Annotated in this window: 21 protein-coding genes; 8 read left to right on the top strand and 13 right to left on the bottom strand. The window is 57.3% G+C overall.

Going from position 1 to position 23754, the window contains the following annotated elements:
- From paaG to paaA, 7 genes are read right to left on the bottom strand one after another with little or no spacing between them, the layout of a single operon-like run.
- Positions 1-789, bottom strand: coding sequence for a 2-(1,2-epoxy-1,2-dihydrophenyl)acetyl-CoA isomerase PaaG (paaG, locus tag ACOTZP_RS02330; protein WP_421633652.1), 789 nt, complete (start codon positions 787-789; stop codon positions 1-3).
- Positions 789-1556 carry a 2,3-dehydroadipyl-CoA hydratase PaaF gene (gene paaF, locus ACOTZP_RS02335; RefSeq protein ID WP_022648023.1) on the bottom strand — a complete coding sequence of 256 codons (768 nt, stop codon included), beginning with the start codon at positions 1554-1556 and terminating at the stop codon, positions 789-791. Before paaF ends, paaG begins: the two co-directional genes overlap by 1 nt.
- Complete coding sequence (paaE, locus tag ACOTZP_RS02340; protein WP_063149991.1) at positions 1553-2623, bottom strand: 1,2-phenylacetyl-CoA epoxidase subunit PaaE; 1071 nt, start codon at positions 2621-2623, stop codon at positions 1553-1555. The genes paaF and paaE overlap by 4 nt, the downstream gene beginning before the upstream one ends.
- A 7-nt stretch (positions 2624-2630) precedes the next feature.
- Entirely contained in the window at positions 2631-3128 is a 498-nt protein-coding gene (gene paaD / locus ACOTZP_RS02345) for a 1,2-phenylacetyl-CoA epoxidase subunit PaaD (protein ID WP_003857347.1), read from the bottom strand.
- Positions 3129-3139: 11 nt separating this feature from the next.
- Complete coding sequence (gene paaC / locus ACOTZP_RS02350; protein ID WP_045309009.1) at positions 3140-3886, bottom strand: 1,2-phenylacetyl-CoA epoxidase subunit PaaC; 747 nt, start codon at positions 3884-3886, stop codon at positions 3140-3142.
- 8 nt (positions 3887-3894) lie between these two features.
- Complete coding sequence (gene paaB / locus ACOTZP_RS02355) at positions 3895-4182, bottom strand: 1,2-phenylacetyl-CoA epoxidase subunit PaaB (protein WP_003857353.1); 288 nt, start codon at positions 4180-4182, stop codon at positions 3895-3897.
- Between the two features lie 12 nt (positions 4183-4194).
- Positions 4195-5124, bottom strand: coding sequence for a 1,2-phenylacetyl-CoA epoxidase subunit PaaA (gene paaA, locus ACOTZP_RS02360; protein ID WP_038417033.1), 930 nt, complete (start codon positions 5122-5124; stop codon positions 4195-4197).
- A gap of 285 nt (positions 5125-5409) precedes the next feature.
- Here paaA and paaZ point away from each other — a divergent pair, with 285 nt between their 5' ends.
- The 4 genes from paaZ (at position 5410) to ACOTZP_RS02380 (ending at position 13217) form a co-directional block, all read left to right on the top strand.
- The gene (gene paaZ / locus ACOTZP_RS02365) at positions 5410-7449 is read left to right on the top strand and encodes a phenylacetic acid degradation bifunctional protein PaaZ (RefSeq protein ID WP_045309010.1); all 2040 of its coding nucleotides are present in this window, start codon (positions 5410-5412) and stop codon (positions 7447-7449) included.
- A gap of 195 nt (positions 7450-7644) precedes the next feature.
- Positions 7645-9918: a primary-amine oxidase gene (gene tynA / locus ACOTZP_RS02370; protein WP_271074777.1), complete on the top strand. Its 2274-nt coding sequence runs from the start codon at positions 7645-7647 to the stop codon at positions 9916-9918.
- A gap of 166 nt (positions 9919-10084) precedes the next feature.
- Positions 10085-12058: an alkyl/aryl-sulfatase gene (locus ACOTZP_RS02375; protein ID WP_022648014.1), complete on the top strand. Its 1974-nt coding sequence runs from the start codon at positions 10085-10087 to the stop codon at positions 12056-12058.
- A gap of 52 nt (positions 12059-12110) precedes the next feature.
- The gene (locus tag ACOTZP_RS02380; RefSeq protein ID WP_421633602.1) at positions 12111-13217 is read left to right on the top strand and encodes a GGDEF domain-containing protein; all 1107 of its coding nucleotides are present in this window, start codon (positions 12111-12113) and stop codon (positions 13215-13217) included.
- A gap of 324 nt (positions 13218-13541) precedes the next feature.
- Here the strand turns inward: ACOTZP_RS02380 and ACOTZP_RS02385 are convergent, their stop codons facing one another.
- A complete protein-coding gene (locus tag ACOTZP_RS02385) occupies positions 13542-15041 on the bottom strand; it encodes an aldehyde dehydrogenase family protein (protein WP_022648012.1) in 1500 nt (499 codons plus the stop codon).
- Positions 15042-15282: 241 nt separating this feature from the next.
- Between ACOTZP_RS02385 and feaR the strand changes: the two genes are divergently transcribed.
- The gene (gene feaR / locus ACOTZP_RS02390) at positions 15283-16191 is read left to right on the top strand and encodes a transcriptional regulator FeaR (RefSeq protein ID WP_023300024.1); all 909 of its coding nucleotides are present in this window, start codon (positions 15283-15285) and stop codon (positions 16189-16191) included.
- Here the strand turns inward: feaR and ACOTZP_RS02395 are convergent, their stop codons facing one another.
- Genes ACOTZP_RS02395 through ACOTZP_RS02405 form a run of 3 tightly spaced genes read right to left on the bottom strand, consistent with a single transcriptional unit; the run spans position 16192 to position 19344 of the window.
- On the bottom strand, positions 16192-16509 hold the full coding sequence (locus tag ACOTZP_RS02395; protein ID WP_022648010.1) for a YdbL family protein: 318 nt from the start codon (positions 16507-16509) through the stop codon (positions 16192-16194).
- A 7-nt stretch (positions 16510-16516) separates the two neighbouring features.
- Positions 16517-16708 carry a YnbE family lipoprotein gene (locus tag ACOTZP_RS02400; protein WP_003857369.1) on the bottom strand — a complete coding sequence of 64 codons (192 nt, stop codon included), beginning with the start codon at positions 16706-16708 and terminating at the stop codon, positions 16517-16519.
- A complete protein-coding gene (locus ACOTZP_RS02405; RefSeq protein WP_271074779.1) occupies positions 16705-19344 on the bottom strand; it encodes a YdbH family protein in 2640 nt (879 codons plus the stop codon). The genes ACOTZP_RS02400 and ACOTZP_RS02405 overlap by 4 nt, the downstream gene beginning before the upstream one ends.
- A 210-nt stretch (positions 19345-19554) precedes the next feature.
- On the opposite strand from ACOTZP_RS02405, the gene ACOTZP_RS02410 reads away from it, so the two are divergent.
- Positions 19555-20544 (top strand): 2-hydroxyacid dehydrogenase, encoded by a 990-nt coding sequence (locus ACOTZP_RS02410; RefSeq protein WP_421633603.1) that lies wholly within the window; start codon positions 19555-19557, stop codon positions 20542-20544.
- A 659-nt stretch (positions 20545-21203) separates the two neighbouring features.
- Positions 21204-22040, top strand: a complete 837-nt coding sequence (locus ACOTZP_RS02415) for an alpha/beta fold hydrolase (protein ID WP_022648007.1) — start codon at positions 21204-21206, stop codon at positions 22038-22040.
- A gap of 87 nt (positions 22041-22127) precedes the next feature.
- Here the strand turns inward: ACOTZP_RS02415 and ACOTZP_RS02420 are convergent, their stop codons facing one another.
- Both ACOTZP_RS02420 and ACOTZP_RS02425 read right to left on the bottom strand, forming a co-directional pair.
- A complete protein-coding gene (locus ACOTZP_RS02420; RefSeq protein WP_022648006.1) occupies positions 22128-22301 on the bottom strand; it encodes a GnsA/GnsB family addiction module toxin in 174 nt (57 codons plus the stop codon).
- 307 nt (positions 22302-22608) lie between these two features.
- A complete protein-coding gene (locus ACOTZP_RS02425) occupies positions 22609-22887 on the bottom strand; it encodes a DUF1471 domain-containing protein (protein WP_003857380.1) in 279 nt (92 codons plus the stop codon).
- Positions 22888-23137: 250 nt separating this feature from the next.
- Between ACOTZP_RS02425 and ACOTZP_RS02430 the strand changes: the two genes are divergently transcribed.
- Positions 23138-23728, top strand: coding sequence for a DUF4142 domain-containing protein (locus ACOTZP_RS02430; RefSeq protein WP_421633604.1), 591 nt, complete (start codon positions 23138-23140; stop codon positions 23726-23728).
- Positions 23729-23754 lie beyond the last annotated feature (26 nt).

Genomic DNA, 23754 nt, shown 5'->3' on the forward strand with positions numbered 1-23754 from the left:
TTATTTCCCCGTAAAGTTCGGCGCGCGTTTTGCCAGGAACGCGCTGACGCCTTCCCGGTAGTCGTCGCTGCGTCCGGCCAGACGTTGATAGTCGCGCTCCAGATCAAGCTGGGCGTCGAGGGTGTTGGTTTCGGCGGCGTTGATTGCCTGCTTGATCAAGCCCAGGCCATAGGTCGGCTGCGAGGCAAAATGCAGCGCCATCTGCTGTGCGGTGGCGGAGAGCTGCTCGTCGTCCACCACCTGCCAGATCATTCCCCAGGCCTGTGCCTGCTCGGCGCTGCGCTTGTCGCCCAGCAATGCCAGCCCCATGGCGCGGGCGCGTCCGGTCACGCGCGGCAGCAGCCAGGTTCCGCCGCAGTCCGGTACCAGCCCGAGCTTGCTGAAGGCCATCACAAAGCTGGCTGAACGGGCCGCAATCACCATGTCACAGCCGAGGGCCAGCGTGGCTCCTGCCCCCGCCGCCACGCCGTTAACCGCGCAAATCACCGGCTTCGGCAGTTTTGCCAGGCGGCGCACCAGCGGGTTGTAAAAAGTCTCAACGGACATGCCCAGATCCGGCGCAGGGCCGTTCGGGTCCACGTTACGGTCGTTGAGATCCTGCCCGGCGCAGAAACCGCGTCCTGCCCCGGTGATCAGCAGGCAGCGGATAGCGTCATCGCGCTCGGCCTGCTTCAGGCATTCGGAAAGCTGCTGGTGCATGACGTCGTTAAAGCTGTTCAGGCGCTCCGGGCGGTTCAGCGTAATGGTCATTACGCCCTGCTCAACATGGCTCAGAATAAATTCCACAATTAGCGTCCTTTAAAGTCTGGGGTGCGTTTTTGTAAAAAGGCGTTGATACCTTCCCGGCGATCGTCTGTGGCCGCGAGCAGCGCAAACAGCTGACGCTCCTGCGCCAGCCCGGCCTGAAGCGGCACTTCCTGCGACTGGCGAAGCGCCTGCTTCGCCGCCTGTAACGCCAGCGGCGAGTGGCGCGCCATCAGCCCCGCCTGCTTCAGGGCGTACTCCAGCGTCAGCGAGGCCGGGTAGACGTCGCTGACCAGCCCGGCGCTGTGCGCCTGAACCGCCGTGATGCTTTCGCCCGTCAGCACCATTTTGCTGGCCAGCGATTTGCCCACGCTACGGATCAGCCGCTGTGTGCCGCCTGCGCCCGGCATGATCCCGAGGGTGATTTCCGGCAGGCCAAAGCGGGCGTTATCACCGGCAATCACCACGTCGCAGAGCAGCGCCAGCTCACAGCCTGCCCCCAGCGCGTAGCCGTTCACGGCGGCAATCAGCGGTTTGGTGAAGGCGTTTATCCGCGCCCACAGCTGCGGGCGGATATCGTTCAGGGTGGCGGGCAGGTCTTTCTCCGCCATTTCGTTGAGATCGGCCCCGGCGGCAAAGCAGCGTTCGTTGCCGTAAATCACACAGACGGCGATCTCCGCATCCGCGGCGGCGGCTTCAAGCTGCTCCGCGATTTGCGTGAGCAGCGCATTGTTGAGCGCGTTGCGCGCCGCCGGACGGTTAAGCGTCAGCTGCAACACGCGGCCATGACGGGTGACAATCAGTTCGCTCATGCCATCCCCTTCGCATCAAAATCGACGATAACGTCAGCGGTTAACGGCAGCGCCTGACAGCTCAGCACATAGCCTGCGGCCAGCTCGTCCGGCTCCAGGCTGTAGTTGGTCGCCATGTCCACCTCCCCGCGAAGCACTTTGCATTTGCAGGTGGCGCACACGCCGCCCTTGCAGGCGTAAGGCAGATCCGCCCCCTGACGCAGGGCCGCGTCAAGAATGCTCTCGTCGTCCGCCGTCAGGGTGATCTCCCTGTCGCGCCCGTCCTGACGGACGGTGACCTTCTGCCCGTCGGCCTGCACGCTGACTGTCCGTTTAACGGGGGTTCCCGGCGTGTTAAAGCGTTCAAGATGGATCGCTTTTTCCGGCATACCCAGCGCTTTCAGCGCCGCCTCAGCCTCGTCCATCATCGCCGACGGGCCGCAGATGAAGGCTTCATCGTACTGGCGGAAATTCACCAGCGTTTTTGCCAGCGCCTGGAGCTTTTCCCCGTCAATACGGCCATGGAGCAGATCGCTGTCGAGCGTCTCCTGGCTGAAGATGGAGATCAGCTGCAAACGCTGCGGGTATTTATCTTTCAGGTCCGCCAGCGCCCGGCGGAACATCATGCTCTGGCTGCTGCGGTTGCCGTAAATCAGGGTGAAGTGGCTGTGGGCTTCAGTGGCCAGCGTAGCGGACATAATCGCCAGCATCGGGGTGATCCCGGACCCGGCGGCAATCGCCAGATAGTGGCCTTCGCGTTCGGCCTGCGGCTGGTAGCCAAAATGCCCCTGGGGCACCATCACCTCCAGCGCCATGCCCGGTTTGATCTCGTCCCGGGCATAGCGGGAAAAACGTCCGCCCTCGATGGCTTTGACCGCCACGCTGATCTCACCGCACGCGGTGCTCCGGCAGATGGAGTAGCAGCGGCGCAGTTCATCCCCGCCAGGACTGGCTTTCAGGGTCAAATGCTGACCGGGACGGAAGCGGTACGCCTCCTGTAACGCCTGCGGCACCGCGAAGGTAATGGTCACCGCGTCGCGGGTTTCGGGTTCCACTTTTGCCACTGTTAATGAATGAAACGTTGTCATGGCAGCCTCAAATACATTTGAAATAGTCGAAGGGCTCACGGCAGGTATTGCAGCGGTAGAGCGCTTTGCAGGCCGTGGAACCAAATTCACTGATGAGCGAGGTATCGGTGCTCGCACAGCGCGGGCAGCTCACCTCCGCAGGAACGTGGGCATGGCAGCTATGGCCGACAGGCGGGCTGATACCATATTCCCGCAGGCGCCTGCGGGCATCGTCGGTCATCCAGTCGGTGGTCCAGGCGGGCTCCAGTTGCAGCACAATATGTACCGGGGAAAAGCCGTTCCCGGTCAGAGTTTCGCGGATCGCCCCCAGCAGATGCTCCGTTGCCGGACAGCCCGAATAGGTTGGCGTGAAGCCTATAACCCAGCCTTCCCCCTGCGCCTTCACGCTGCGCACCATGCCTAAGTCGGTGATGGTCAGCACCGGCACTTCCGGGTCGGGGATCTGGCTTAACAGCGCCCAAATCTGCGGGATTTGGGCAGGCGCAATGTCGACGAGGCGTTGCATAGCGTTCTCCTTTACCACTGCTGGTCGGGGTAAACGCGCTGGAGATACTGCATCTCAGCCAGCATCGGTCCGAGGTGTTCAGTATGTAGCCCCTTCTTGCCGCCCGTGCGATACGCCACTTCCTCGGGCACGCGGAGGGTAGCTTCCGCCAGCCCGGCAAACACTTCGCGCTCCCACGGTTCCCGCAGGGCGCGCGGATCAACCGCCACGTCGGTGTCAACCAGCGCCAGCTCGACGTCGTCGGCGTCAAACAATTCAGCCGTAAAGCGCCACAGGCTATCCACCGCCTGCTGCATTTTCTGTGAGGAGGTTTCTGTCCCGTCCCCCAGCCGCACCAGCCAGCCGCGGCTAAAACGCAGGTGATAGCGCGCCTCTTTAATGGCTTTTGCCGCGATGGCGGCAAGCTGACTGTCGCTGCTGTGGATCAACCGTTCGTACAGCGCTACGTTCCACGCATCCATCAGATACTGACGGGCAATGGTGTCGGCGAAGCTGCCGTTTGGCTGTTCCACCAGCAGCAGATTGCGGAACTGACGCTCATCGCGGCCATAGGCCAGGGTGTCTTCATCACCCTTACCCTCCCGTTCAGCGGCGTAGGTCAGGAAATTGCGCGCCTGCCCGAGCAGATCAAGGCCGATATTGGCGAGCGCCAGGTCAATTTCCAGCTCCGGCGCATGGCCGCACCAGGCGCCCAGACGCTGTGAGAGCACCAGACCGTTGTCGCCCAGACGCAGGGCATAAGCAGATACGTTGTTCATCCCCAACCTCACATATGCTCAATACCATCAGGGATGGTGTAAAACGTCGGATGGCGGTAGACCTTGCTTTCCGCCGGATCGAAAAACTCCCCGCTCTCTTCCGGCTGGGAGGCGACGATTTCACTCGCCTTCACCACCCAGATGGAACAGCCTTCGCTGCGGCGGGTATAGGCATCGCGCGCGTTTTCCAGCGCCATGCGGTCGTCGGCAGCGTGAAGGCTGCCCACATGGCGGTGCGACAGCCCCTGCTTCGAACGGACAAAAACTTCGTATAACGGCCAGTAAACATTGCTCATGGTTGATTCCTCTTATGCGGCCTGGCGGGCGCGTTGTTTTTCCGCGTGGGCCAGAGCGGCTTCACGCACCCATGCGCCGTCGTCCCAGGCTTTACGTTTTGCGGCCAGACGTTCGTGGTTGCAGATCCCGCGCCCGTTGATCACCTCGTCAAATTCGTGCCAGTCGATTTCGCCGAAGCGGTAGTGGCCGCTCTCTTCATCGAAACGCAGGTGGGGATCCGGCACGGTCATGCCGAGCATCTCCACCTGAGGCACCGTGTTGTCCACGAAGCGCTGGCGAAGCTCATCGTTGCCAAAGCGTTTGATCTTCCAGGCGAGACTGCGGGCGCTGTTTGGGGAGTTGTCGTCGTTGGGTCCGAACATCATCAGCGCGGGCCACCAGAAACGGTTGATGGCGTCCTGCAACATCTGCCGCTGTGCTTCGCTGCCCTGCGCCAGCGCCATACAGGCCTCAAAACCCTGACGCTGGTGGAAACTCTCTTCTTTACAGATTTTCACCATCGCCCGGGCATACGGGCCGTAAGACGTACGGCACAGCGCCACCTGGTTCACAATGGCCGCGCCGTCCACCAGCCAGCCAATGACGCCGATATCGGCCCAGCTCAGGGTCGGATAGTTGAAGATGGAGGAGTATTTCATCTTGCCGTCGAGCATCTTTTGATAGATGTCCTCCCGGGCGCAGCCCAGCGTTTCCGCCGCGCTGTAGAGGTACAGGCCGTGTCCGGCTTCGTCCTGCACCTTCGCCAGCAGAATGGCTTTCCGGCGCAGCGTCGGCGCGCGGGTGATCCAGTTTCCTTCCGGCAGCATGCCGACAATCTCAGAGTGGGCGTGCTGTCCAATCTGGCGGATCAGCGTCTTGCGATAGGCATCCGGCATCCAGTCCTGCGGCTCGATGGCCGTCTCCTGTGCGATGCGTTGCTCAAAGCGTTGTTCTTGCGTCACATAACCACCTTTGTGATTCGTTAAATCACCAAAAACAGCATAATGGTGAATCATTTGGTTTCTTAAAAGTTACACAAAGGTTAAATATAACCCCAAGAAGCGTTTGTTTATTTTGTGACAACGCTCGCAAGCCTTTTCATGAAAGGCCGATTATACAAGGCTTTCGGGTGGTCAGGCTAAGCAATAGAGATCACAACGTTAACAATTCATTAAAACTCAGCTTGCTTTTTATGATTCGCGATCAAACTATTTATAGTGAAATCACGAAACACCTGGAGAGAAGAAATGCAGCAGTTAGCCAGCTTCTTGTCCGGCACCTGGCAATCAGGCCGGGGCCGCGAGCGCACCATCACCCACGCCATCAGCGGGGAAACGCTATTTGAAGTCACCAGCGAAGGGCTGGATATGGCGGCCGCGCGCCGTTACGCCATTGAACACGGCGGAGAAGCGCTCCGCGCAATGAGCTTTATCGAGCGCGCCGCCATGCTGAAGGCGGTGGCCAAACATCTGCTGAGCCAGAAGGATCGGTTTTATGCCCTGTCAGCCCAGACCGGCGCGACGAAGGCCGACAGCTGGGTGGATATTGAAGGCGGTATCGGCACCCTCTTCACCTACGCAAGCCTCGGCAGCCGTGAGCTGCCGGACGATACCCTGTGGCCGGAGGATGAGCTGATCCCGCTGTCTAAGGAAGGCGGCTTTGCGGCACGTCACGTGTTAACGTCGAAATCCGGCGTGGCGGTGCATATCAACGCGTTCAACTTCCCGTGCTGGGGGATGCTGGAAAAGCTCGCACCCACCTGGCTTGCCGGGATGCCCGCCATCATCAAGCCCGCCACCGCCACCGCGCAGGTGACTCAGGCAATGGTGAAAGCGATCGTCGAGAGCGGACTGGTGCCGGACGGCGCCATCAGCCTGATCTGTGGTGGCGCGGGCGATCTGCTGAACCAGCTCGACAGCCAGGACGTGGTGACGTTTACCGGGTCGGCCAGCACCGGGCAGAGCCTGCGCGTACATCCGAATATCGTCGCGCATTCCATTCCGTTTACCATGGAAGCAGATTCCCTTAACTGCTGCGTGCTGGGTGAGGACGTGACGCCGGAGCAGCCAGAGTTTGCGCTGTTTATTCGCGAAGTGGTGCGCGAGATGACCGCCAAAGCCGGGCAAAAATGTACCGCCATCCGCCGCATCATCGTGCCGGAAGCACAGGTTGAAGCCGTCAGCCAGGCGCTGATTGCGCGGCTGGAGAACGTGGTCGTCGGCGATCCGGCCCAGGAAGGGGTGAAGATGGGGGCTCTCGTCAACAGTGAGCAACGTGCTGACGTGCAGGAAAAAGTCGATCATCTGCTTGCCTCGGGCTGCCAGATCCGTCTGGGTGGTAAAGCCGATATGCAGGCGGCTGGCGCATTCTTCCCGCCCACCCTGCTGTTCTGCCCGCAGCCGGACGAAACTCCGGCCGTTCACGCCACCGAAGCCTTTGGCCCCGTCGCCACCCTGATGCCGTACCGCAACAGTGAACACGCCATGCAGCTGGCGCGGGCGGGCGGCGGCAGCCTGGCGGGAACGCTGGTCACGGCAGATTCAAACGTGGCGCGGCAATTTATTGCCGGTGCCGCGCGCGCCCACGGACGCATTCAGATCCTCAACCAGGAATCCTCGAAAGAATCCACCGGCCACGGTTCACCGCTGCCGCAGCTGGTGCACGGCGGCCCGGGACGTGCGGGCGGCGGCGAGGAGCTGGGCGGCCTGCGTGCGGTGAAGCACTATCTCCAGCGCACGGCCATTCAGGGCAGCCCGTCCATGCTCGCCGCCATTGGCAAACAGTGGGTCCGTGGCGCGGAGGTGCAGGAAGATCGCGTTCATCCGTTCCGTAAATACTTCGAGGAGTTACAGCCGGGCGACAGCCTGCTGACCCCGCGTCGTACCCTGACGGAAGCGGATATCGTGAATTTTGCCTGCCTGAGCGGGGATCATTTCTATGCCCATATGGACAAAATTGGCGCGGCGGAGTCGATTTTTGGCGAGCGCGTGGTACACGGTTATTTCCTGATTTCCGCCGCGGCGGGGCTGTTTGTCGATGCCGGGGTTGGGCCGGTCATTGCCAACTACGGCATGGAAAACCTGCGCTTTATCGAGCCGGTCAAGCCGGGCGATACCATTCAGGTGCGCCTGACCTGTAAACGTAAAACGCTGAAGAAACAGCGCACTGCCGAGGAAAAACCGACGGGCGTGGTGGAATGGGCGGTGGAGATCTTCAACCAGCATCAGCAGGCCGTGGCGCTTTACTCCATTCTGACGCTGGTGGCGCGCCAGCAGGGTGACTTCTGACGCACCTCTTTCATGCCGGGTGTCGCTCCGCTTACCCGGCCTACAACTACCTGACCGGGGTGTGATATCCCCCGGTCTTTTTTTAACCTGGCAAGACTGACAAACAACCTGGCAGATGCAGGCAAACGCTTTTCGTGCGCGCCTGTCAGGATAAGGCTGACACAACACAATAAACACAACAAGATGAGGTCTGCGATGGGAAGCAATTCTTCTTTTTCTGCCCGTAGAACGGCACTGGCCATGGCCGTTGCGCTCTGTTGCGCCTGGCAATCCCCTGTTTACGCTCACGGCAGCGAGGCGCATATGGTCCCGATGGACAAAACGCTTCAGGCGTTTGGCGCGGACGTGCAGTGGGATGATTACGCCCAGATGTTCACCATCGCTAAAGACGGTGCCTTTGTGAAGGTCAAACCCGGCGCCAACACCGCCATCGTTAACGGCAAACCGCTGACGCTCCAGGTGCCTGTGGTGATGAAGAACAATAAGGCCTATATCCCGGAGACTTTTATCAACGATGTCTTTCAGTCCGGTCTTGATCAGACATTCCAGGTTGAAAAACGCCCCCACCCGTTAAACGCGTTGACCGCTGATGAAATCAACCAGGCCGTAGCCATTGTGAAAGCCTCTGCGGATTTTAAACCCAATACCCGCTTTACCCAGATTGCGCTGGCGGAGCCAGAAAAAGCCAAAGTCTGGGACTTCGTGCTTAACGGCACGGCGGTGGATGCGCCCCGCCAGGCCAATATCATTATGCTTGACGGCAAACGCATCATCGAAAGCCGGGTGGATCTGAAGGACAAAAAGATCCTCCGCTGGGAGCCGATCAAAGACGCGCACGGCATGGTGCTGCTGGATGACTTCAATACCGTGCAGCAGATCATCAATGAAAGCCCGGAGTTTGCCGCCGTGCTGAAAAAGCGCGGCATTACCGATCCGAAGAAAGTGATCACCACCCCGCTTACCGTCGGCTTTTTTGACGGCAAGGATGGGCTGAAACAGGAAGACCGCCTGCTGAAAGTGATCAGCTATCTCGACGTGGGCGACGGTAACTACTGGGCGCACCCGATCGAAAACCTGGTTGCGGTGGTGGATCTTGAGCAGAAGAAAATCCAGAAGATTGAGGAGGGCCCGGTCGTGCCGGTGCCGCTCACCCCGCGTCCTTATGATGGCCGTGACCGCGTTGAAACGGTGAAAAAACCGCTGGAGATTATCGAGCCGGAAGGCAAGAACTACACCATTACCGGGGATATGGTGCACTGGCAGAACTGGGATTTTCATCTGAGCCTGGACTCGCGCGTCGGCCCGATAATCTCCACCGTGACCTATAACGACAACGGCAAAAAGCGACAGGTGATGTATCAGGGATCGCTCGGGGGCATGATTGTGCCGTACGGCGACCCGGATATCGGCTGGTACTTTAAGGCCTACCTGGACTCCGGTGATTACGGCATGGGTACCCTGACCTCCCCGCTGGTGCGCGGCAAGGATGTTCCGTCTAACGCCGTGATGCTCAACGAAACCATCCCGGACTATACCGGTGCGCCAATGGAGATCCCCCGGGCGATCGCCATTTTCGAGCGTTACGCCGGGCCGGAGTATAAGCATCAGGAGTTAGGTAAACCCAACGTCAGCACCGAGCGCCGCGAGCTGGTGGTGCGCTGGGTCAGCACCGTGGGTAACTACGATTATATCTTCGACTGGGTATTCCACGAAAACGGCACCATCGGCATTGATGCAGGGGCCACGGGCATTGAAGCGGTGAAAGGCGTGCAGACGAAAACAATGCATGATGCCACCGCGAAGGATGACACCCGATACGGTACGCTGATCGACCATAATATTGTCGGCACCACCCACCAGCACATCTACAACTTCCGTCTGGATATGGACGTGGACGGCATCAACAACAAGCTGGTGGCCATGGATCCGGACGTCAAACCGAACACCGCTGGCGGACCGCGCACCAGCACCATGCAGGTGAATCAGTATGATATTGATACCGAACAGCAGGCGGCGCAGAAGTTTGATCCGGGCACCATCCGCCTGTTGAGCAACACCAGCAAAGAGAACCGCATGGGCAACCCGGTCTCGTATCAGATCATCCCTTACGCGGGGGGCACACACCCGGTGGCGACGGGCGCGAGGTTTGCCCCGGACGAGTGGATTTATCACCGCCTGAGCTTTATGGATAAACAGCTGTGGGTGACGCGTTACCATCCCGACGAGATGTACCCGGAGGGAAAATACCCGAACCGTTCCACGCATGATACGGGCCTCGGCCAGTACAGCAAAGATAACGAGTCGCTGAACGACCAGGATAACGTCATCTGGATGACCACCGGCACCACCCATGTCGCCCGCGCCGAGGAGTGGCCGATAATGCCGACGGAATGGGTGCACACGTTACTCAAACCGTGGAACTTCTTTGACGAGACGCCAACGCTCGGTAAGAAAAAAGAGCAGAAATAACACGTTGACCGGGCACGATGCCCGGTTTTTCATTCGCTTTCTTGCTGAATACCACTCCCCGATTATAGTTCATGTTACTTCGCTTAATGCTTTTGCAACATCTGAAACATTTTGTAGATATCGAAGTATCCATGAACAACGCTATACATAACCGAGAGGTTTTAGGATGAAAGTCAATGAGATAGTAAGAAGCCTTGCGCTGGCCGGTTTTTTCATTTCCGCCAGTTCAGCCTGGGCCGCAGAAGCCCCTAAGGATGCAACCGCAGCAACTCAGCAGGCCAACAACGCACTCTTCAACCAGCTTCCTTTCTCCGATAACACCGATTTTACCAATGCCCACAAAGGGTTTATCGCCCCGCTACCTCAGGAAATTATCAAAGGGGAGCAAGGCAACACCGTCTGGGATCCACAGCAGTACGCCTTTATCAAGGAAGGCGATAAAGCGCCCGATTCGGTTAACCCGAGCTTATGGCGTCAGTCCCAGCTGATTAACATCAGCGGCCTGTTTGAAGTCACCGAGGGCGTGTACCAGATCCGTAACCTCGACCTGTCAAACATGACCATTATTGAAGGTAAAGAAGGCATTACCGTGGTCGACCCGCTGGTGTCGGCGGAGACGGCCAAAGTCGGGATGGATCTTTACTATAAAAATCGCGGCAAGAAACCTGTCGTCGCTGTTATTTACACCCACAGCCACGTTGACCACTATGGCGGCGTGCGCGGCGTGGTGGACGAAGCCGACGTGAAGTCCGGCAAGGTTAAAGTCTACGCGCCAGCCGGATTTATGGAGGCCGCCGTCGCGGAAAATATCATGGCGGGCAACGTCATGAGCCGCCGCGCCAGCTATATGTACGGCAACCTGCTGAAGCCGGATGCGAAAGGCCAGGTGGGTGCGGGGCTCGGCACCACCACCTCCGCCGGGACGGTGACCCTGATTGCCCCGACCAATATCATCGAGAAAGATGGTCAGAAAGAGGTGATCGATGGCCTGACCTATGATTTTATGCTCGCGCCGGGCTCCGAAGCGCCTTCTGAGATGCTCTGGTATATCGAAGAGAAAAAGCTGATCGAGTCTGCGGAAGATGTCACCCATACCCTGCACAACACCTACTCCCTGCGCGGTGCGAAAATTCGTGAACCGCTGCCATGGTCGAAATACATCAACCAGGCAATTGTACGCTGGGGTGATAAGGCCGAAGTTATCATGGCGCAGCACCACTGGCCGACCTGGGGCAACGAGAATGTGGTTAACCTGCTGAAAAGCCAGCGCGACCTCTACCGCTACATCAACGACCAGACCCTGCGCATGGCGAATGAAGGGCTGACGCGTGACGAGATCGCCGCCAACTTCAAGCTGCCGAACTCCCTGGCCAATACCTGGGCCAACCGAGGCTATTACGGTTCAGTCAGTCATGACGTCAAAGCCACCTACGTGCTCTATTTAGGCTGGTTTGACGGCAACCCCGCGACCCTGGATGAACTGCCGCCTGAAGAAGCCGCGAAGAAATTTGTGGAGTATATGGGAGGCGCGGATGCCATCCTGAGTAAAGCTAAAACCGATTTTGACCAGGGCAACTATCGCTGGGTGGCTCAGGTGGTCAGCAAAGTGGTATTCGCCGATCCAAACAACCAGGCCGCACGTAACCTTGAAGCGGATGCGCTGGAGCAGTTGGGTTATCAGGCTGAATCCGGCCCATGGCGTAACTTCTACCTGACCGGCGCGCAGGAGTTGCGTAACGGCGTGGTGAAAGGTCCGACCCCGAATACCGCCAGCCCGGATACCGTGCGCGCAATGACGCCAGAAATGTTCTTTGACTATCTGGCGGTGCATATCAACGGTGAAAAAGCAGCGGATGCAAAATCGGTGTTTAACATCGACCTCGGCAGCGACGGCGGCAAATACAAGCTGGAGCTGGAAAATGGCGTGCTGAACCACACGGCGAACGCCGAAGCGAAGGATGCTGACGCGACCGTGACCCTCAACCGCGATACGCTGAATAAAATCATCCTGAAAGAAGTGACGCTTAAACAGGCTCAGGATAATGGCGATATCAAAGTGACGGGCGATGCCGCAAAACTCGATGCCATGCTCGGTTACATGGATAAATTTGAATTCTGGTTTAACATTGTGACCCCGTAAAGGCATGCACTCGCGGGCGGTCTTTCCGCCCGCCACAGGGACATTCTCTCTCATGGAAAAAAGACACAACGCCACTCCGGAGCCCGCGACCTGGCCGACCCGTAACGCCATGGTTGTCCACGGGCTGGCCATGAACCTGCCGTGGCTCGCCTTCGTCAACGCGAGCTTTGCGCTAATGATCCTGCTGCGCAATTCCCTGTTCGGCCAAATTGATACCCTCTTACACGTCAGCCCACCTCTCACACAAATGATTGACGCTTCCATGCTGGGGGTAGTCATCCTTTCCGTGGCGCTGGTAATAATGGCCTGGCGCCACATCCGCGGCGTCAGCGCCGTGCTGTTAATGTGTAGCCTGCTATGGTCGATAAGTTGTTACTGGTTTATCAACGTGATACAGCTTCCTCATCCCTGGCCGATATTCGTTACCCTGCTGATGGCCGGTATGACCGCGCTCTATTTTCATCCGGTGGGGCTGGTGTGCTTTATCGCGCCGCTGTGGATCACCATGCCCGTTGCCAGCATGCTGCTGAATCAGGAGATGAACCTTCGCTTTGCCGGGCTGTGGGTGGTGTTCACGTTCATTCTCGTTTGCGGACGCTACATCCTCTTAAGCTGGTTTGAAGAGGCCTGGCGTCGCAACCAGCAGAATCAGCGTTTAATTTCGCGGCTGGATGCGCTGGCCCATCAGGATCCGCTGACGAAAACGGCCAACCGCAGGGCGATGGAGCTGGTGCTGGAAAACGCGGTGGAGCAAGGCAAACGCTTCACGGTACTGATGCTGGATGTCGACTACTTCAAACTGTATAACGACACCTATGGTCACCAGGCGGGAGACGCGTGTCTCGCGCGGGTCGCGGAGGTGCTGAACACCTCGGTGCGCACGCCAGAGGATGTGGTTTCGCGCTACGGTGGTGAGGAGTTCGTCGTGATCCTCTTTGACTGTGAAGAAAGCGTTGCTGAGAAAGTCGCCGCGCGGATCCAGGCTGGCCTGCGCACCGCAGCCATTGCGCACAGCGCGTCGAAGGTGAGTGAATGTGTGACGGTGAGTATGGGCATTGCCGGCTATACCCCAGGACTGGCCGGCCCGGAAATCATCGCCCGCGCCGATGCGGCGTTGTATCGGGCGAAGGAGTCCGGGCGGAATCGGTGGTCGCTGTAAGTTACGCCGGGTGGCGCTGCGCTTACCCGGCCTACAAAACCAACCTTTTCCTCGATCCCGTAGGCCGGGTAAGGCGTAGCCGCCACCCGGCGTTTTTTTAATACCGCACACACACCGACTTTGTTTCACACCAGCCGTCCAGGCAGTCGGGGCGGAAATCATCGCCCGCGCCGATGCGGCGCTGTACAGGGCGAAGGAGGCCGGGCGGAATCGGTGGTCGCTGTAAGTTACGCCGGGTGGCGCTGCGCTTACCCTGCCTACAAAACCAACCTTTTTCCTCGATCCCGTAGGCCGGGTAAGGCGTAGCCGCCACCCGGTGTTTTTTTAATACCGCACACACACCGACTTGGTTTCACACCAGCCATCCAGCCAGTCGGGGCCGAAATCGCGCCCGGTGCCAGACTGCTTCATGCCGCCGAAAGGCAGGTTGGCATCTATCAGCGTGTGGCTGTTCACCCACACGGTTCCGGCCTGTAGCCTGTCGGTGTACTCCAGCGCTTTACTGATGTTCTGCGTCCAGACGCTGGCCGTTAAGCCGTATTCAGTGTCGTTCGCCAGCTGAAGCGCCTCTTCCCCGTCCGCTACACGGACCAGATTCACCACCGGCCCGAAGACCTCTTCACGCGTCAGTCGCAGATGATTATCCGGGTTGACCACCAGCGTTGGCGAAACGTAATAGCCTTTGCCGTCTGGCCCCCGGTTCCCGGCGATCAGCTCCGCATTGTGCGCCTTCGCCTCATCCAGAAACGCCTGGACCTTATCGCAGTGGGCGCGCGACACCAGCGGGTTGATAAACGCATCCGGCGACATGCCCGGCCCGACGCTCAGGGATTTCACGGCCTGTTCAAAGCCGCTGACCAGCGTGTCGAACAGCGGAGCTTCAATATATATACGTGAACTGGCCGCGCAGACCTGCCCCTGATTCAGGAAGCTGCCGGTCATCAGCCCTTCAATCACCCACGCCGGATCGGCATCTTTCAGCACGATGGCCGGGTTTTTGCCGCCCAGTTCCAGCGTCACGCCCGTCAGCGTATCCGCCGCCGCGCGGGCAATCTGCTTGCCCGTCGCCGTCGATCCGGTAAAGCTCACTTTGGCAATGCGCGGGTGCGAGGTCAGTGCCGCGCCACAGACGGCGCCACTGCCGGTCACCACGTTGAAAACGCCATCCGGGATCCCCGCCTCGCTCGCCAGTTCCGCCACCCGTAACAGGGTGAGCGGCGTGGTTTCCGAGGGTTTGATCACGATGGAGCAACCTGCCGCCAGCGCGGGCATCACTTTCCACATGCCAATCATCAGCGGGAAGTTCCACGGCACAATCCCCGCCACGACCCCAACCGGCTCTTTACGCGTCCACGCCTGATAACGCGCGCCCTGCGGCAGTGGAATCGAGAGATCGAGGGTTTTACCGGCAATTTTGGTGGTCAGCCCTGCCGTGTAGCGCATCCAGTTCAGGGTACAGCCCACCTCGAAGGCGCGGGAAATGTTAATCGATTTCCCCTGCTCCAGGGTTTCGAGCTGTGCCAGCTCTTCGCCATGCTGTTCCACCAGATCCGCAAACCGCAGCAGGATGCGTTCCCGCTCTGCCGGAAGCCGCCCGGCCCAGCTTCGGGCGACAAAGGCGCGCCAGCCAGACATCACCGCACGATCGACATCATCAACGCTGGCATCGGCGGTGGAGGCAATGACCTCTCCGGTCGCCGGGTTGTAGACGTTCAGACGCTTTTCGCTATCGGATGCCGCCTGACGCCCTTCGATCCACAGGCCGTGCTGGCGATCTAAAAACTGCTGCACGCCAGGCAGGACGGCGACGTGTGATTCGGACATAGGATACTCCTTCGTTATGCTTCGCAGGGTGTGTATGCAGTCTAAGAGGGGATTCGCATTCCTGCTTTTGTCTGTGTGACATTCGCTTTGCCAGCTGTGACAGGCTCCGCAAATCGTGATAATTCCCGCTTATATCGCTGTAACCGTTGAGTGTTCTTTCCTATAGTCAGCCTCGTAGCCCTGACAATATGCAACATAAATGCAACAATGCGAAAACAGTGACGGTGCAGCGAGAACATCAATGGCATGTGCAAGCGAACAGGACAATTTTCAGCAGTGGCTGGCGCAAATTAACCAGGTTTGTGGGCGCTTTGCGGCACGTCCGTTAGAGGGGGCGTTTCTCGGCGAACTGGAAACCAGCTATACCCAAAGTCTGAAGCTGAGCACGGTGACCGCCGCAGGCGTTAACCTGTTTCGCACCCGTCAGGAGATCAAAAACGGCAACGATGCCTGGTTCTACACCGTGTTTCAGCTGGAAGGCAGCGCCGGAATCGAACAGGACGACCAGCGCGCGCTGCTGAAAGCCGGGGATATCACGCTGATTGATGCCTCCCGCCCGTGCTCCATTTACTGGCAGGAGCGTTCCCGCCAGATTTCGCTGCTGCTCCCGCGACAAATCATTGAGCAACACGCGCGTTTTCAGGAAGTGAGGTGCGCGTTGCCCCTATCCCGCAGTCTGCCTACCGTACAGCTGAGCTACCGACTGTTACAGGAGAGCATGGGCAATGCCGATCTCAGCGCCAGTGAAAGCGAAGCGGCGCTGGAGGCGATGGTGTGTCTGCTGCGTCCGGCCTTCCAGCAGCATGACGAGGTGCTGCCGCGCAAGGAGCGTCAGTTCCGGCACGTTCTGTCCCTGATTGACGATCATATTCAGTCGGAGGCGTTAAGACCGGAGTGGATAGCCTCAGAGAGCGGCATGTCCGTGCGTAGCTTGTACCGCATGTTTGCCGGGAAAGGGCTGGTGGTAGCGCAGTATATCAAGAACCGTCGCCTCGATTTATGCGCTCAGGCGCTGCGTTCCATCGGCGATGACGAAAAGCTGGCGGGCATTGGCTACAGCTGGGGCTTTACCGACCATAGCCATTTTTCCACCGCCTTTAAGCAGCGTTTCGGGGTTTCGCCGGGCGAATACCGTAAGCGTTACCGCTAGTTACTTTTTCAGCCATTTGCCGTTAATCCCCTTCACGTACTCACCCGGCTGCGCGCGGGCCACCAGCTTTTGCCCCGCCATTTTCGCCACCTCGTCGACGGGCAAATTATTGCTGTCAGCAAGCTGCTGGTAACTTTCCGTGCGTGCGGCGTTGATACGGTTCACCAGCGCCAGGGTTTCAGCGTCGTGCTGAACGGGCGCAAGATAGCCGCTCAGGGTTTCCCCTACGCGCCCCTGGGTGCGCGCATCGTTGAGCGTAAGCGTGGCGGCGTGAACGTTCATCCCCAGCGCCAGTAACATCAGAGCTAATCGTTTCATGGCATCCTCAGAACAGATCGCTGCGGGATTTCAGCAGGGCTTCGACGTCTTTATCCACCTTGATATGGATTTCATGCTCGATTTTCACGTTCATGTTGATGGTGATCGGCTCTTTGGGCGCCGCCACTTCAATGCGCGGCGTGCAGCCTGACAGCAGCGCGACGACGGCCACGGTGAGTACACCAGCCCTCTTTTTCATTGTTGTTCCTCACTTTCCTTGCCTGTCGAACCGCGGAGAAGGGGTATCGCCGCATGTTGCTCAAACCATGTTTGCAGATTGTCCCCAAAGCGCAGGCTGCGCCAGAGGGTAAAAATGTTCTCTTCATGGGTGTAATTCAGGTTAACGAAGCTGCTTTTGCCCTCGACGCGGCTGGTGCCTTTAATGGCCGCCTGCATGGTTAACACACCCAGATTATCCACATTGAGTTTTGTCCACGACTGCGAAATTTCCATATAGCGGAGCCAGTTGATCGCCGCCCCGGCAACCACGTTGTCTTTCACAATGGCATCCGCCGTGTCCTGGTCGATGCGCAGCGTCATCGGCCCCGGGTTGGTCAGCCAGCCATCTTTAATGATCCATTTCTCATTGTCCAGCCAGAACGGCAGCGCGCCGCTCACCGGGCCGGACATGGCAAACTGCTTCGGATTTACCGCGCTTATCAGTTCGCTGGAGGAAATATTATCCACGCGCAGTAAAGCCGGATCGTGCTGCGGCATTCTCAACTGCTGCATGGTGATTTTCCCGCCGAGCGCTTCCACCTTCACGTTGGTGAGCAGGAGCGGGTTCGCTTCGGTCCAGGGATAATCGCCCTGAAGATCCGCGGTGATATTTCGGGCTGTGACCAGGTTTTTCACCTCGTCAATTCGTAACGTTACCGGTCCGCGCGTACCCAGTGACCAGGTGCCCTGGCTTAAGCGGAACGGCAGAACAAAATCAACGCCGTTGATTTCGTTATCCGGCATCCACGCGCTGCCCGCTTTCAGCACGCCGTGCCCCCCGGCCTCAAACCCCTGGTCGGGGGCCGCCGAGAAAGCCACCTGCGCGTACATTTCGCCGCCACGCAGGGTCATTTTCCAGTCTGGCGGGATCAGCGGCTGGAACACTGTAAGAGACTGTTTTGGCCACCAGGCCTGACCGCGGAGGCGTTCGCCGTCCCAGCGTCCATTCACCTGGACCGGGCCGATGTCATCCGCATGAAGGTTCCCTTTAAACTGGAACACCGTCGGGTCTGTCCCGTCAACGCTGAAGGTCAAAACGGACGGCGGCAGCACGCTTCCGCCTGAAAAGCGCGTTTGGCCGGCATTGAGCGCGAGCGCACCGCTAAAGGTGGGGTTATCCGGGTCCCGCGACCAGCGCACCGGGTGATCCAGCACCAGGCGCGGTTTGCTGACCAGCATCGTGCCGTACTGCAATTTGTCGAACCCCGTGGAAAGATCGGTCAGTTCGATAACGTTGTCGCGCCACTCCCCGGTTCCCCGGACATCCCAGCGCGCGTTCATCGGCGTGAAGTTCCCTTTACCCCAGTAGCGCCACTGCCACAAACCGTTGTCCGGTAAAAAGTCGTTAGCCTGGCCGTCCAGATGCAGCTCAAAATTGCCCATCTCGTTTTCATGCGCCCGCAGAATGGCTTGCAGGCGGCCGTCCACGCCCTTTTGCGTGAGCTTCACGCCCGCCAGCGGCCAGCGGATCTCATCGATATCCAGCGAGTCAATGATGCGTCCGCGCGAGCGCAATAGTGCGCCGGGTTCAAACGTAAGCTGCGGATCGTAAAGGCTGCCGGTCAGCTTCGCCGGGAGTCTGGCATACAGGATCAGATCGTTTTGCTTGGCTTCCCCGCTCAGGTGCAGCGGCATAGCGCTGTTTTCCATACTGAGCGAGCCGGGACCGATATTCAGCACCGCGTTGCCCTTACCCGCGTCCCCCTGGGTCAGCACGTTGAGCCGCCCCGTGAAGGTGGCTTTCTCCAGCCCCTGCTGCCAGTTATCCACCTTCAGGCCGATGCGACCGCTCATCGGCATACCGGAGGCTGACCAGTTCCAGCGCCCGTCGCTGATGGTCAACTGCTGAGCGGTGATCTGCCACGGTAAATCGAGCAGCGGATCGGGGTTGTCCCGCGCCATAACCACCAGCTGGCCCTGATTATCCTCCCAGTCCAGATCGGCATCGACCAGCGAGGATAACTGTGGCACGTTAAAGGTCGCGACCGTATGCCCTTTCACCGGTACGCCGTCCGGCACCAGCGGCAGGGTAAATTCACCGACCAGCTTCACGGGCTGCGACTGGTCCGGCAGCTGCACATCGAACTGGCTGATGGAGAGCGTCTGGCCGCGCAACTGCCCCTTAATGCTCACCTGCTCGCCTTTATAGGTGATGTCCTGGCGGGCTGGCGTGAGTGAGGCATGCAGCTCACCCTCCCACTGCTGCCAGGGAGAAAGGGTAAAACGGTGGATGGTCAGCCAGGTGTTGGGCAGGATGGCCTGCCACTGCGCCAGCGTTTTCGGCGCCACCGTAGACGGCGCCGATTGCGGTAATTTGCTCAGGCAGACAGAGTTAAGTTCAAGTGCGCCAATATCCAGATCCCAGCGGCTGGGGTGTGACAGGGTCACGTTTTCCACGCGGGCAATTTCGCACTCTTCTACCAGATAACGGAGATCGGGGATGATCAGGGCGTGGCGCGTGAGCCGTGGGCTTTTTTCAAACGCGATGCGTGTTCCAACGGGAAGCCAGATCCCGGCGAGCGTGGGCACCCACTGGGCGAGCGTCATCAGCAGCGTCAGCGGCACGATTAACAGCAGCAGTAATAGCGCGATTGCGGCTTTGTATTTACCCTTCATGGGCAGTTAATATCCTGATTTTGCGAAATAAATAAGCCGTTCTTGCCGCTCATTGTCGCATGTTTAGCCAGTCAGTTGAAGGTAATGCCATTTTTAAGAGTAGATGCTCTACAATAATTCATAGAACTTATTGATTTCAATGAATTTTGAAAAATTGTAAGATAATTTTAAACATGCTAACGTGGTTCCAAAATCACTGGAGAAAGTCTTATGAAACTCGCGGTATATAGCACAAAGCAGTACGACAAAAAGTATCTGCAACATGTTAACGAGACGTACAGTTTCGATCTTGAATTTTTCGACTTTCTGCTGACTGAAAAGACGGCTAAAACCGCCCACGGCTGCGAAGGCGTGTGTATCTTCGTTAACGATGACGGTAGCCGACCGGTACTGGAAGAGTTGAAAAAACAGGGCGTGAAATACATTGCCCTGCGCTGCGCGGGCTTTAACAACGTCGATCTCGATGCCGCCAAAGAGCTGGGTCTGAAGGTTGTTCGCGTTCCGGCCTATTCTCCGGAAGCCGTGGCAGAACATGCGGTCGGGATGATGATGTCGCTCAACCGTCGTATTCACCGTGCCTATCAGCGTACCCGTGATGCCAACTTCTCTCTGGAAGGGCTGACCGGCTTTACCATGTACGGTAAAACCGCAGGCGTGATCGGTACCGGCAAAATTGGTGTGGCCGCCCTACGCATCCTGAAAGGATTTGGCATGCGCCTGCTGGCGTTTGATCCGTACCCAAGCGCCGCTGCGCTGGAGCTGGGCGTGGAGTATGTCGATCTGAAAACGCTCTTCTCGCAGTCTGATGTTATCTCCCTGCACTGTCCGTTGACCCCGGAAAACTATCACCTGCTTAACCAGTCGGCGTTCGACCAGATGAAAGACGGCGTGATGATCATCAATACCAGCCGCGGCGGACTGATCGACTCTCAGGCCGCTATCGAAGCGTTGAAAACGCAAAAAATCGGCGCGTTGGGTATGGACGTGTATGAGAACGAACGCGATCTGTTCTTTGAGGATAAATCTAACGACGTGATTCAGGACGACGTGTTCCGTCGCCTGTCGGCCTGCCACAACGTGTTGTTCACCGGCCACCAGGCGTTTCTGACCGCCGAAGCGCTGATCAGTATTTCGGAAACCACGCTGGGGAATTTACAGCAGCTTGAAAAGGGCGAAGCGTGCCCTAACGCGATCGTTTAAGACCGTCAGGCCGGGTGGCGGTAACCTCTGCCCGGCCAATAATAAGCCCATCAGAAAAATAAGCACAGGTTAACTATTAAGATGGCTAACGTTCATCGTAAATATAACAATCAAGGATATGACTGTTCCGGTGTGACCATATCAGAATGAGGCTCTGCTGAAGGCTGCGTGATTTGCTGCACTATCGTAACCAGTTGTTCAAAAACAGCTCTCATTTGCGTCGGGTAGGTTAAAGACAACCAGGTTGCCAGCACTGCTCCAGCCAAAAAGCCCAACTTCATACACCATCCCTAATAAATTTAGCGAGATACAAGCTTTAACGTATGTGTGGTGCCGGGTGCCTCCCGGTGAGTCGTTGGTCAGCCACCTTGACCCGCTACTGATTGCCTAAGCTACACGTGCTGTTTAGCCCCTCCGCACAGGGGGATTCACCACGCGAGAAAAATAACACAGTGCCCCGGCTGGTTTAGGGGATATTTCGTTTAAAAATAAATAATGACCATACAAAATTAATCTATAACTGTTTTCAGGAACCCTTCTACACTTTAAGCGGATATATCAGTAATAAGATTAATATAAGTCAGTTTTATTACATCCCTAAATGCTGGGCTATTTACTTAGCCTTCACACATGTTGCCATTAGCAGAGGAGTCTGAAATATGGCATTCGTAACAACGAAAGATGGTGTCAGTATTTATTACAAAGACTGGGGTCCGAAGGATGCGCAGCCGATCGTTTTCCATCACGGCTGGCCGCTGAGCGCCGATGACTGGGATAACCAGATGCTCTTTTTCCTTGCAGAAGGTTTCCGCGTCATCGCCCTCGACCGTCGTGGTCATGGTCGTTCCGATCAGGTGAGTGAAGGTCATGATATGGATCATTATGCCTCCGACGCATCAGCCGTGGTCGAAAGCCTTGATTTGCGTAATGCCGTGCACGTCGGCCACTCCACCGGCGGAGGCCAGGTCGCCAGATACGTTGCGAAGTACGGCCAGCCTCAGGGGCGGGTGGCCAAAGCGGTACTGGTCAGCGCCGTTCCTCCGCTGATGGTAAAATCAGACACGAACCCCGGCGGTACGCCCATTGAGGTGTTCGACGGCTTCCGCCAGGCGCTGGCCGCTAACCGCGCCCAGTTTTACCTCGACGTCGCCAGCGGTCCTTTCTATGGATTTAACCGAGACGGAGCAGAGGTTTCGCAGGGAACAATCCAGAACTGGTGGCGTCAGGGTATGATCGGTAGCGCCAAAGCCCACTATGATGGCATTAAGGCATTTTCAGAAACCGACCAGACGGACGATCTCAAAGCCATCACGGTTCCCGTCCTGGTGTTGCAGGGTGATGACGATCAGGTCGTCCCGTATAAAAATGCCTCCCTTCTTCAGGATAAGCTGCTCGCAAACAGCGAGCTTAAAATCTATCCAGGCTTCCCGCATGGGATGCATACCACGCATGCAGATACCATAAATGCCGATATCCTGACGTTTATTCGCTCATAAAGACGTCGATTATCCATAAAACAACCGGGCACCACGCCCGGTTCTCTTTTGCGGCAAGAATTGAGCGACCATTTCAGGAAGAAACGCTTACAGGAGTTTGATTTTTACTTCATACCCCTCCAGACCTGTCATGGCCTCACGAGCGATAAACTCAATTTCAGATACTTCCTGCCCTGTTTTTTTTCGTAATTCTGCAATTTTTTTGGCTATAAGCGCTGAAATTTCTTCCTCTGCCTTTTGCGTCATTGCGTCAACTTTCATATTTACCTCTTGCGGCCGTTTACTGTTTCCAGTATCTAACTGGTTTTAACCATAACCCTATGTAAAGCGTAGACTATCTGCGTTACGTATGCTGCCTTCACCTTGAGATGAGGGGCAGATGGGGCCATTGCATTTAAATATGCATTTAGATTGCATTATTTGAATAAGCTGTTATTGTGCCAACGCCTTAGAGCACATAAACATAAGAAAAGATTTGACTCAAACTCGCCCCGCACCAGGGGCATTTTTTTTGCTCCCTATAAGCAAAAAACCCGCCATGAGCGGGTTTCTGCGTTATTCGGAAAGATTATTTGAAGACTTCTGCTACGGCCTGGAAGTTAGGGCCATGCTCTCGAGCGGCGATGATGACATAGTATTTCCCGCCCTTCTCATCTGCCAGTTTCGAGAGTTTTTGATGAAGATCTGAAGGTGAAGAAATTTGTCCACCTGAAGCCCCTACAGATACATTGCCCAGGTATTCAAGTTTGAAGTGGTGCGCTTCATCTTTGGAAATCATATCTGCCGCAGATGCGCCAAAGCTTGCAACTGTTAAAGCCAATACACTCCCTAATAGTGCTTTTTTCATATCATTCCTCCTGTTAATAAATCTATCTATTTAACATTAGCATCAAATATGGGAATGATCCGTGCCAATGTCGTAGAGAGACTGAGTGATAAGCGTCGCCTTATTGAGCATTATTACCTGCCCTCTCTGACGCAACCTGCGATTACAGCAGGTTCATCTACTATACTGACCTGTGCAGTTAGCATTTATCTGCCCGGTTGCGCGTTAGGTAACCGAAACTTACCTGTACCATGACCATCAGGAGAACAATATGCACACGAGTAAAACCCTGAAAAGGCTGCTAGCCGTATCAGCAGTTGCAGCAATGTTCAGCACCGTTGGCGTACAAGCCCAGACGACAAGCGCCGCGCAAACTAACGCTGCGGGCCAGGCTCAACCGGACGCCAGACTCAGCTCCGGCGACGAGAAAGCGTTAAAGGACATGGCGCAGGCCAATATCAACGAAGTCGCCGCCGCCAGGCTCGCCCTGGACAAGGCCCAGACCAGTGAAGTGAAAACATTCGCCCAGAAAATGGTCGACGACCACGGCGCCGCCCTGACCAAAGTGCAGGCCATTGCCCAGAAAAAGGGCGTAGAGCTGCCGACCGAGCCAGACGCCGCCCATAAAGCCCTGAACTCAAGGCTTGAAAACCAGCGCGGTGACGCTTTTGACAAAATGTATATGGAATATGCTGGCGTGAAGGACCACGAGAAGGTGCTGTCGAAGCTTAAGAGCGACGCCAGTAAAATTGACGATCCGGATGTGAAGGCTCTGGCCAACGAGCACACGCCGGTCGTTGAGCAGCATCTGAAGTCCGCCGAGCAGATGTCAACGCGTGCTGGCGCATCAGCCGATAAATAAGCGCGTCGGTGAAACGACTACTGCAA

The organism is Enterobacter cloacae complex sp. SYL001 (assembly GCF_049237025.1).
In the GTDB taxonomy this organism is placed as follows: domain Bacteria; phylum Pseudomonadota; class Gammaproteobacteria; order Enterobacterales; family Enterobacteriaceae; genus Enterobacter; species Enterobacter intestinihominis.

What these genes read in the sequence shown, in the direction of transcription:
- paaF (WP_022648023.1), bottom strand. Translation starts at nt 1,556, where the DNA reads ATGAGCGAACTGATTGTCACCCGTCATGGCCGCGTGTTGCAGCTGACG.
- paaE (WP_063149991.1), bottom strand. Translation starts at nt 2,623, where the DNA reads ATGACAACGTTTCATTCATTAACAGTGGCAAAAGTGGAACCCGAAACC.
- paaD (WP_003857347.1), bottom strand. Translation starts at nt 3,128, where the DNA reads ATGCAACGCCTCGTCGACATTGCGCCTGCCCAAATCCCGCAGATTTGG.
- paaC (WP_045309009.1), bottom strand. Translation starts at nt 3,886, where the DNA reads ATGAACAACGTATCTGCTTATGCCCTGCGTCTGGGCGACAACGGTCTG.
- paaB (WP_003857353.1), bottom strand. Translation starts at nt 4,182, where the DNA reads ATGAGCAATGTTTACTGGCCGTTATACGAAGTTTTTGTCCGTTCGAAG.
- paaZ (WP_045309010.1), top strand. Translation starts at nt 5,410, where the DNA reads ATGCAGCAGTTAGCCAGCTTCTTGTCCGGCACCTGGCAATCAGGCCGG.
- tynA (WP_271074777.1), top strand. Translation starts at nt 7,645, where the DNA reads ATGGGAAGCAATTCTTCTTTTTCTGCCCGTAGAACGGCACTGGCCATG.
- ACOTZP_RS02375 (WP_022648014.1), top strand. Translation starts at nt 10,085, where the DNA reads ATGAAAGTCAATGAGATAGTAAGAAGCCTTGCGCTGGCCGGTTTTTTC.
- ACOTZP_RS02380 (WP_421633602.1), top strand. Translation starts at nt 12,111, where the DNA reads ATGGAAAAAAGACACAACGCCACTCCGGAGCCCGCGACCTGGCCGACC.
- ACOTZP_RS02385 (WP_022648012.1), bottom strand. Translation starts at nt 15,041, where the DNA reads ATGTCCGAATCACACGTCGCCGTCCTGCCTGGCGTGCAGCAGTTTTTA.
- feaR (WP_023300024.1), top strand. Translation starts at nt 15,283, where the DNA reads ATGGCATGTGCAAGCGAACAGGACAATTTTCAGCAGTGGCTGGCGCAA.
- ACOTZP_RS02395 (WP_022648010.1), bottom strand. Translation starts at nt 16,509, where the DNA reads ATGAAACGATTAGCTCTGATGTTACTGGCGCTGGGGATGAACGTTCAC.
- ACOTZP_RS02400 (WP_003857369.1), bottom strand. Translation starts at nt 16,708, where the DNA reads ATGAAAAAGAGGGCTGGTGTACTCACCGTGGCCGTCGTCGCGCTGCTG.
- ACOTZP_RS02405 (WP_271074779.1), bottom strand. Translation starts at nt 19,344, where the DNA reads ATGAAGGGTAAATACAAAGCCGCAATCGCGCTATTACTGCTGCTGTTA.
- ACOTZP_RS02410 (WP_421633603.1), top strand. Translation starts at nt 19,555, where the DNA reads ATGAAACTCGCGGTATATAGCACAAAGCAGTACGACAAAAAGTATCTG.
- ACOTZP_RS02415 (WP_022648007.1), top strand. Translation starts at nt 21,204, where the DNA reads ATGGCATTCGTAACAACGAAAGATGGTGTCAGTATTTATTACAAAGAC.
- ACOTZP_RS02420 (WP_022648006.1), bottom strand. Translation starts at nt 22,301, where the DNA reads ATGAAAGTTGACGCAATGACGCAAAAGGCAGAGGAAGAAATTTCAGCG.
- ACOTZP_RS02425 (WP_003857380.1), bottom strand. Translation starts at nt 22,887, where the DNA reads ATGAAAAAAGCACTATTAGGGAGTGTATTGGCTTTAACAGTTGCAAGC.
- ACOTZP_RS02430 (WP_421633604.1), top strand. Translation starts at nt 23,138, where the DNA reads ATGCACACGAGTAAAACCCTGAAAAGGCTGCTAGCCGTATCAGCAGTT.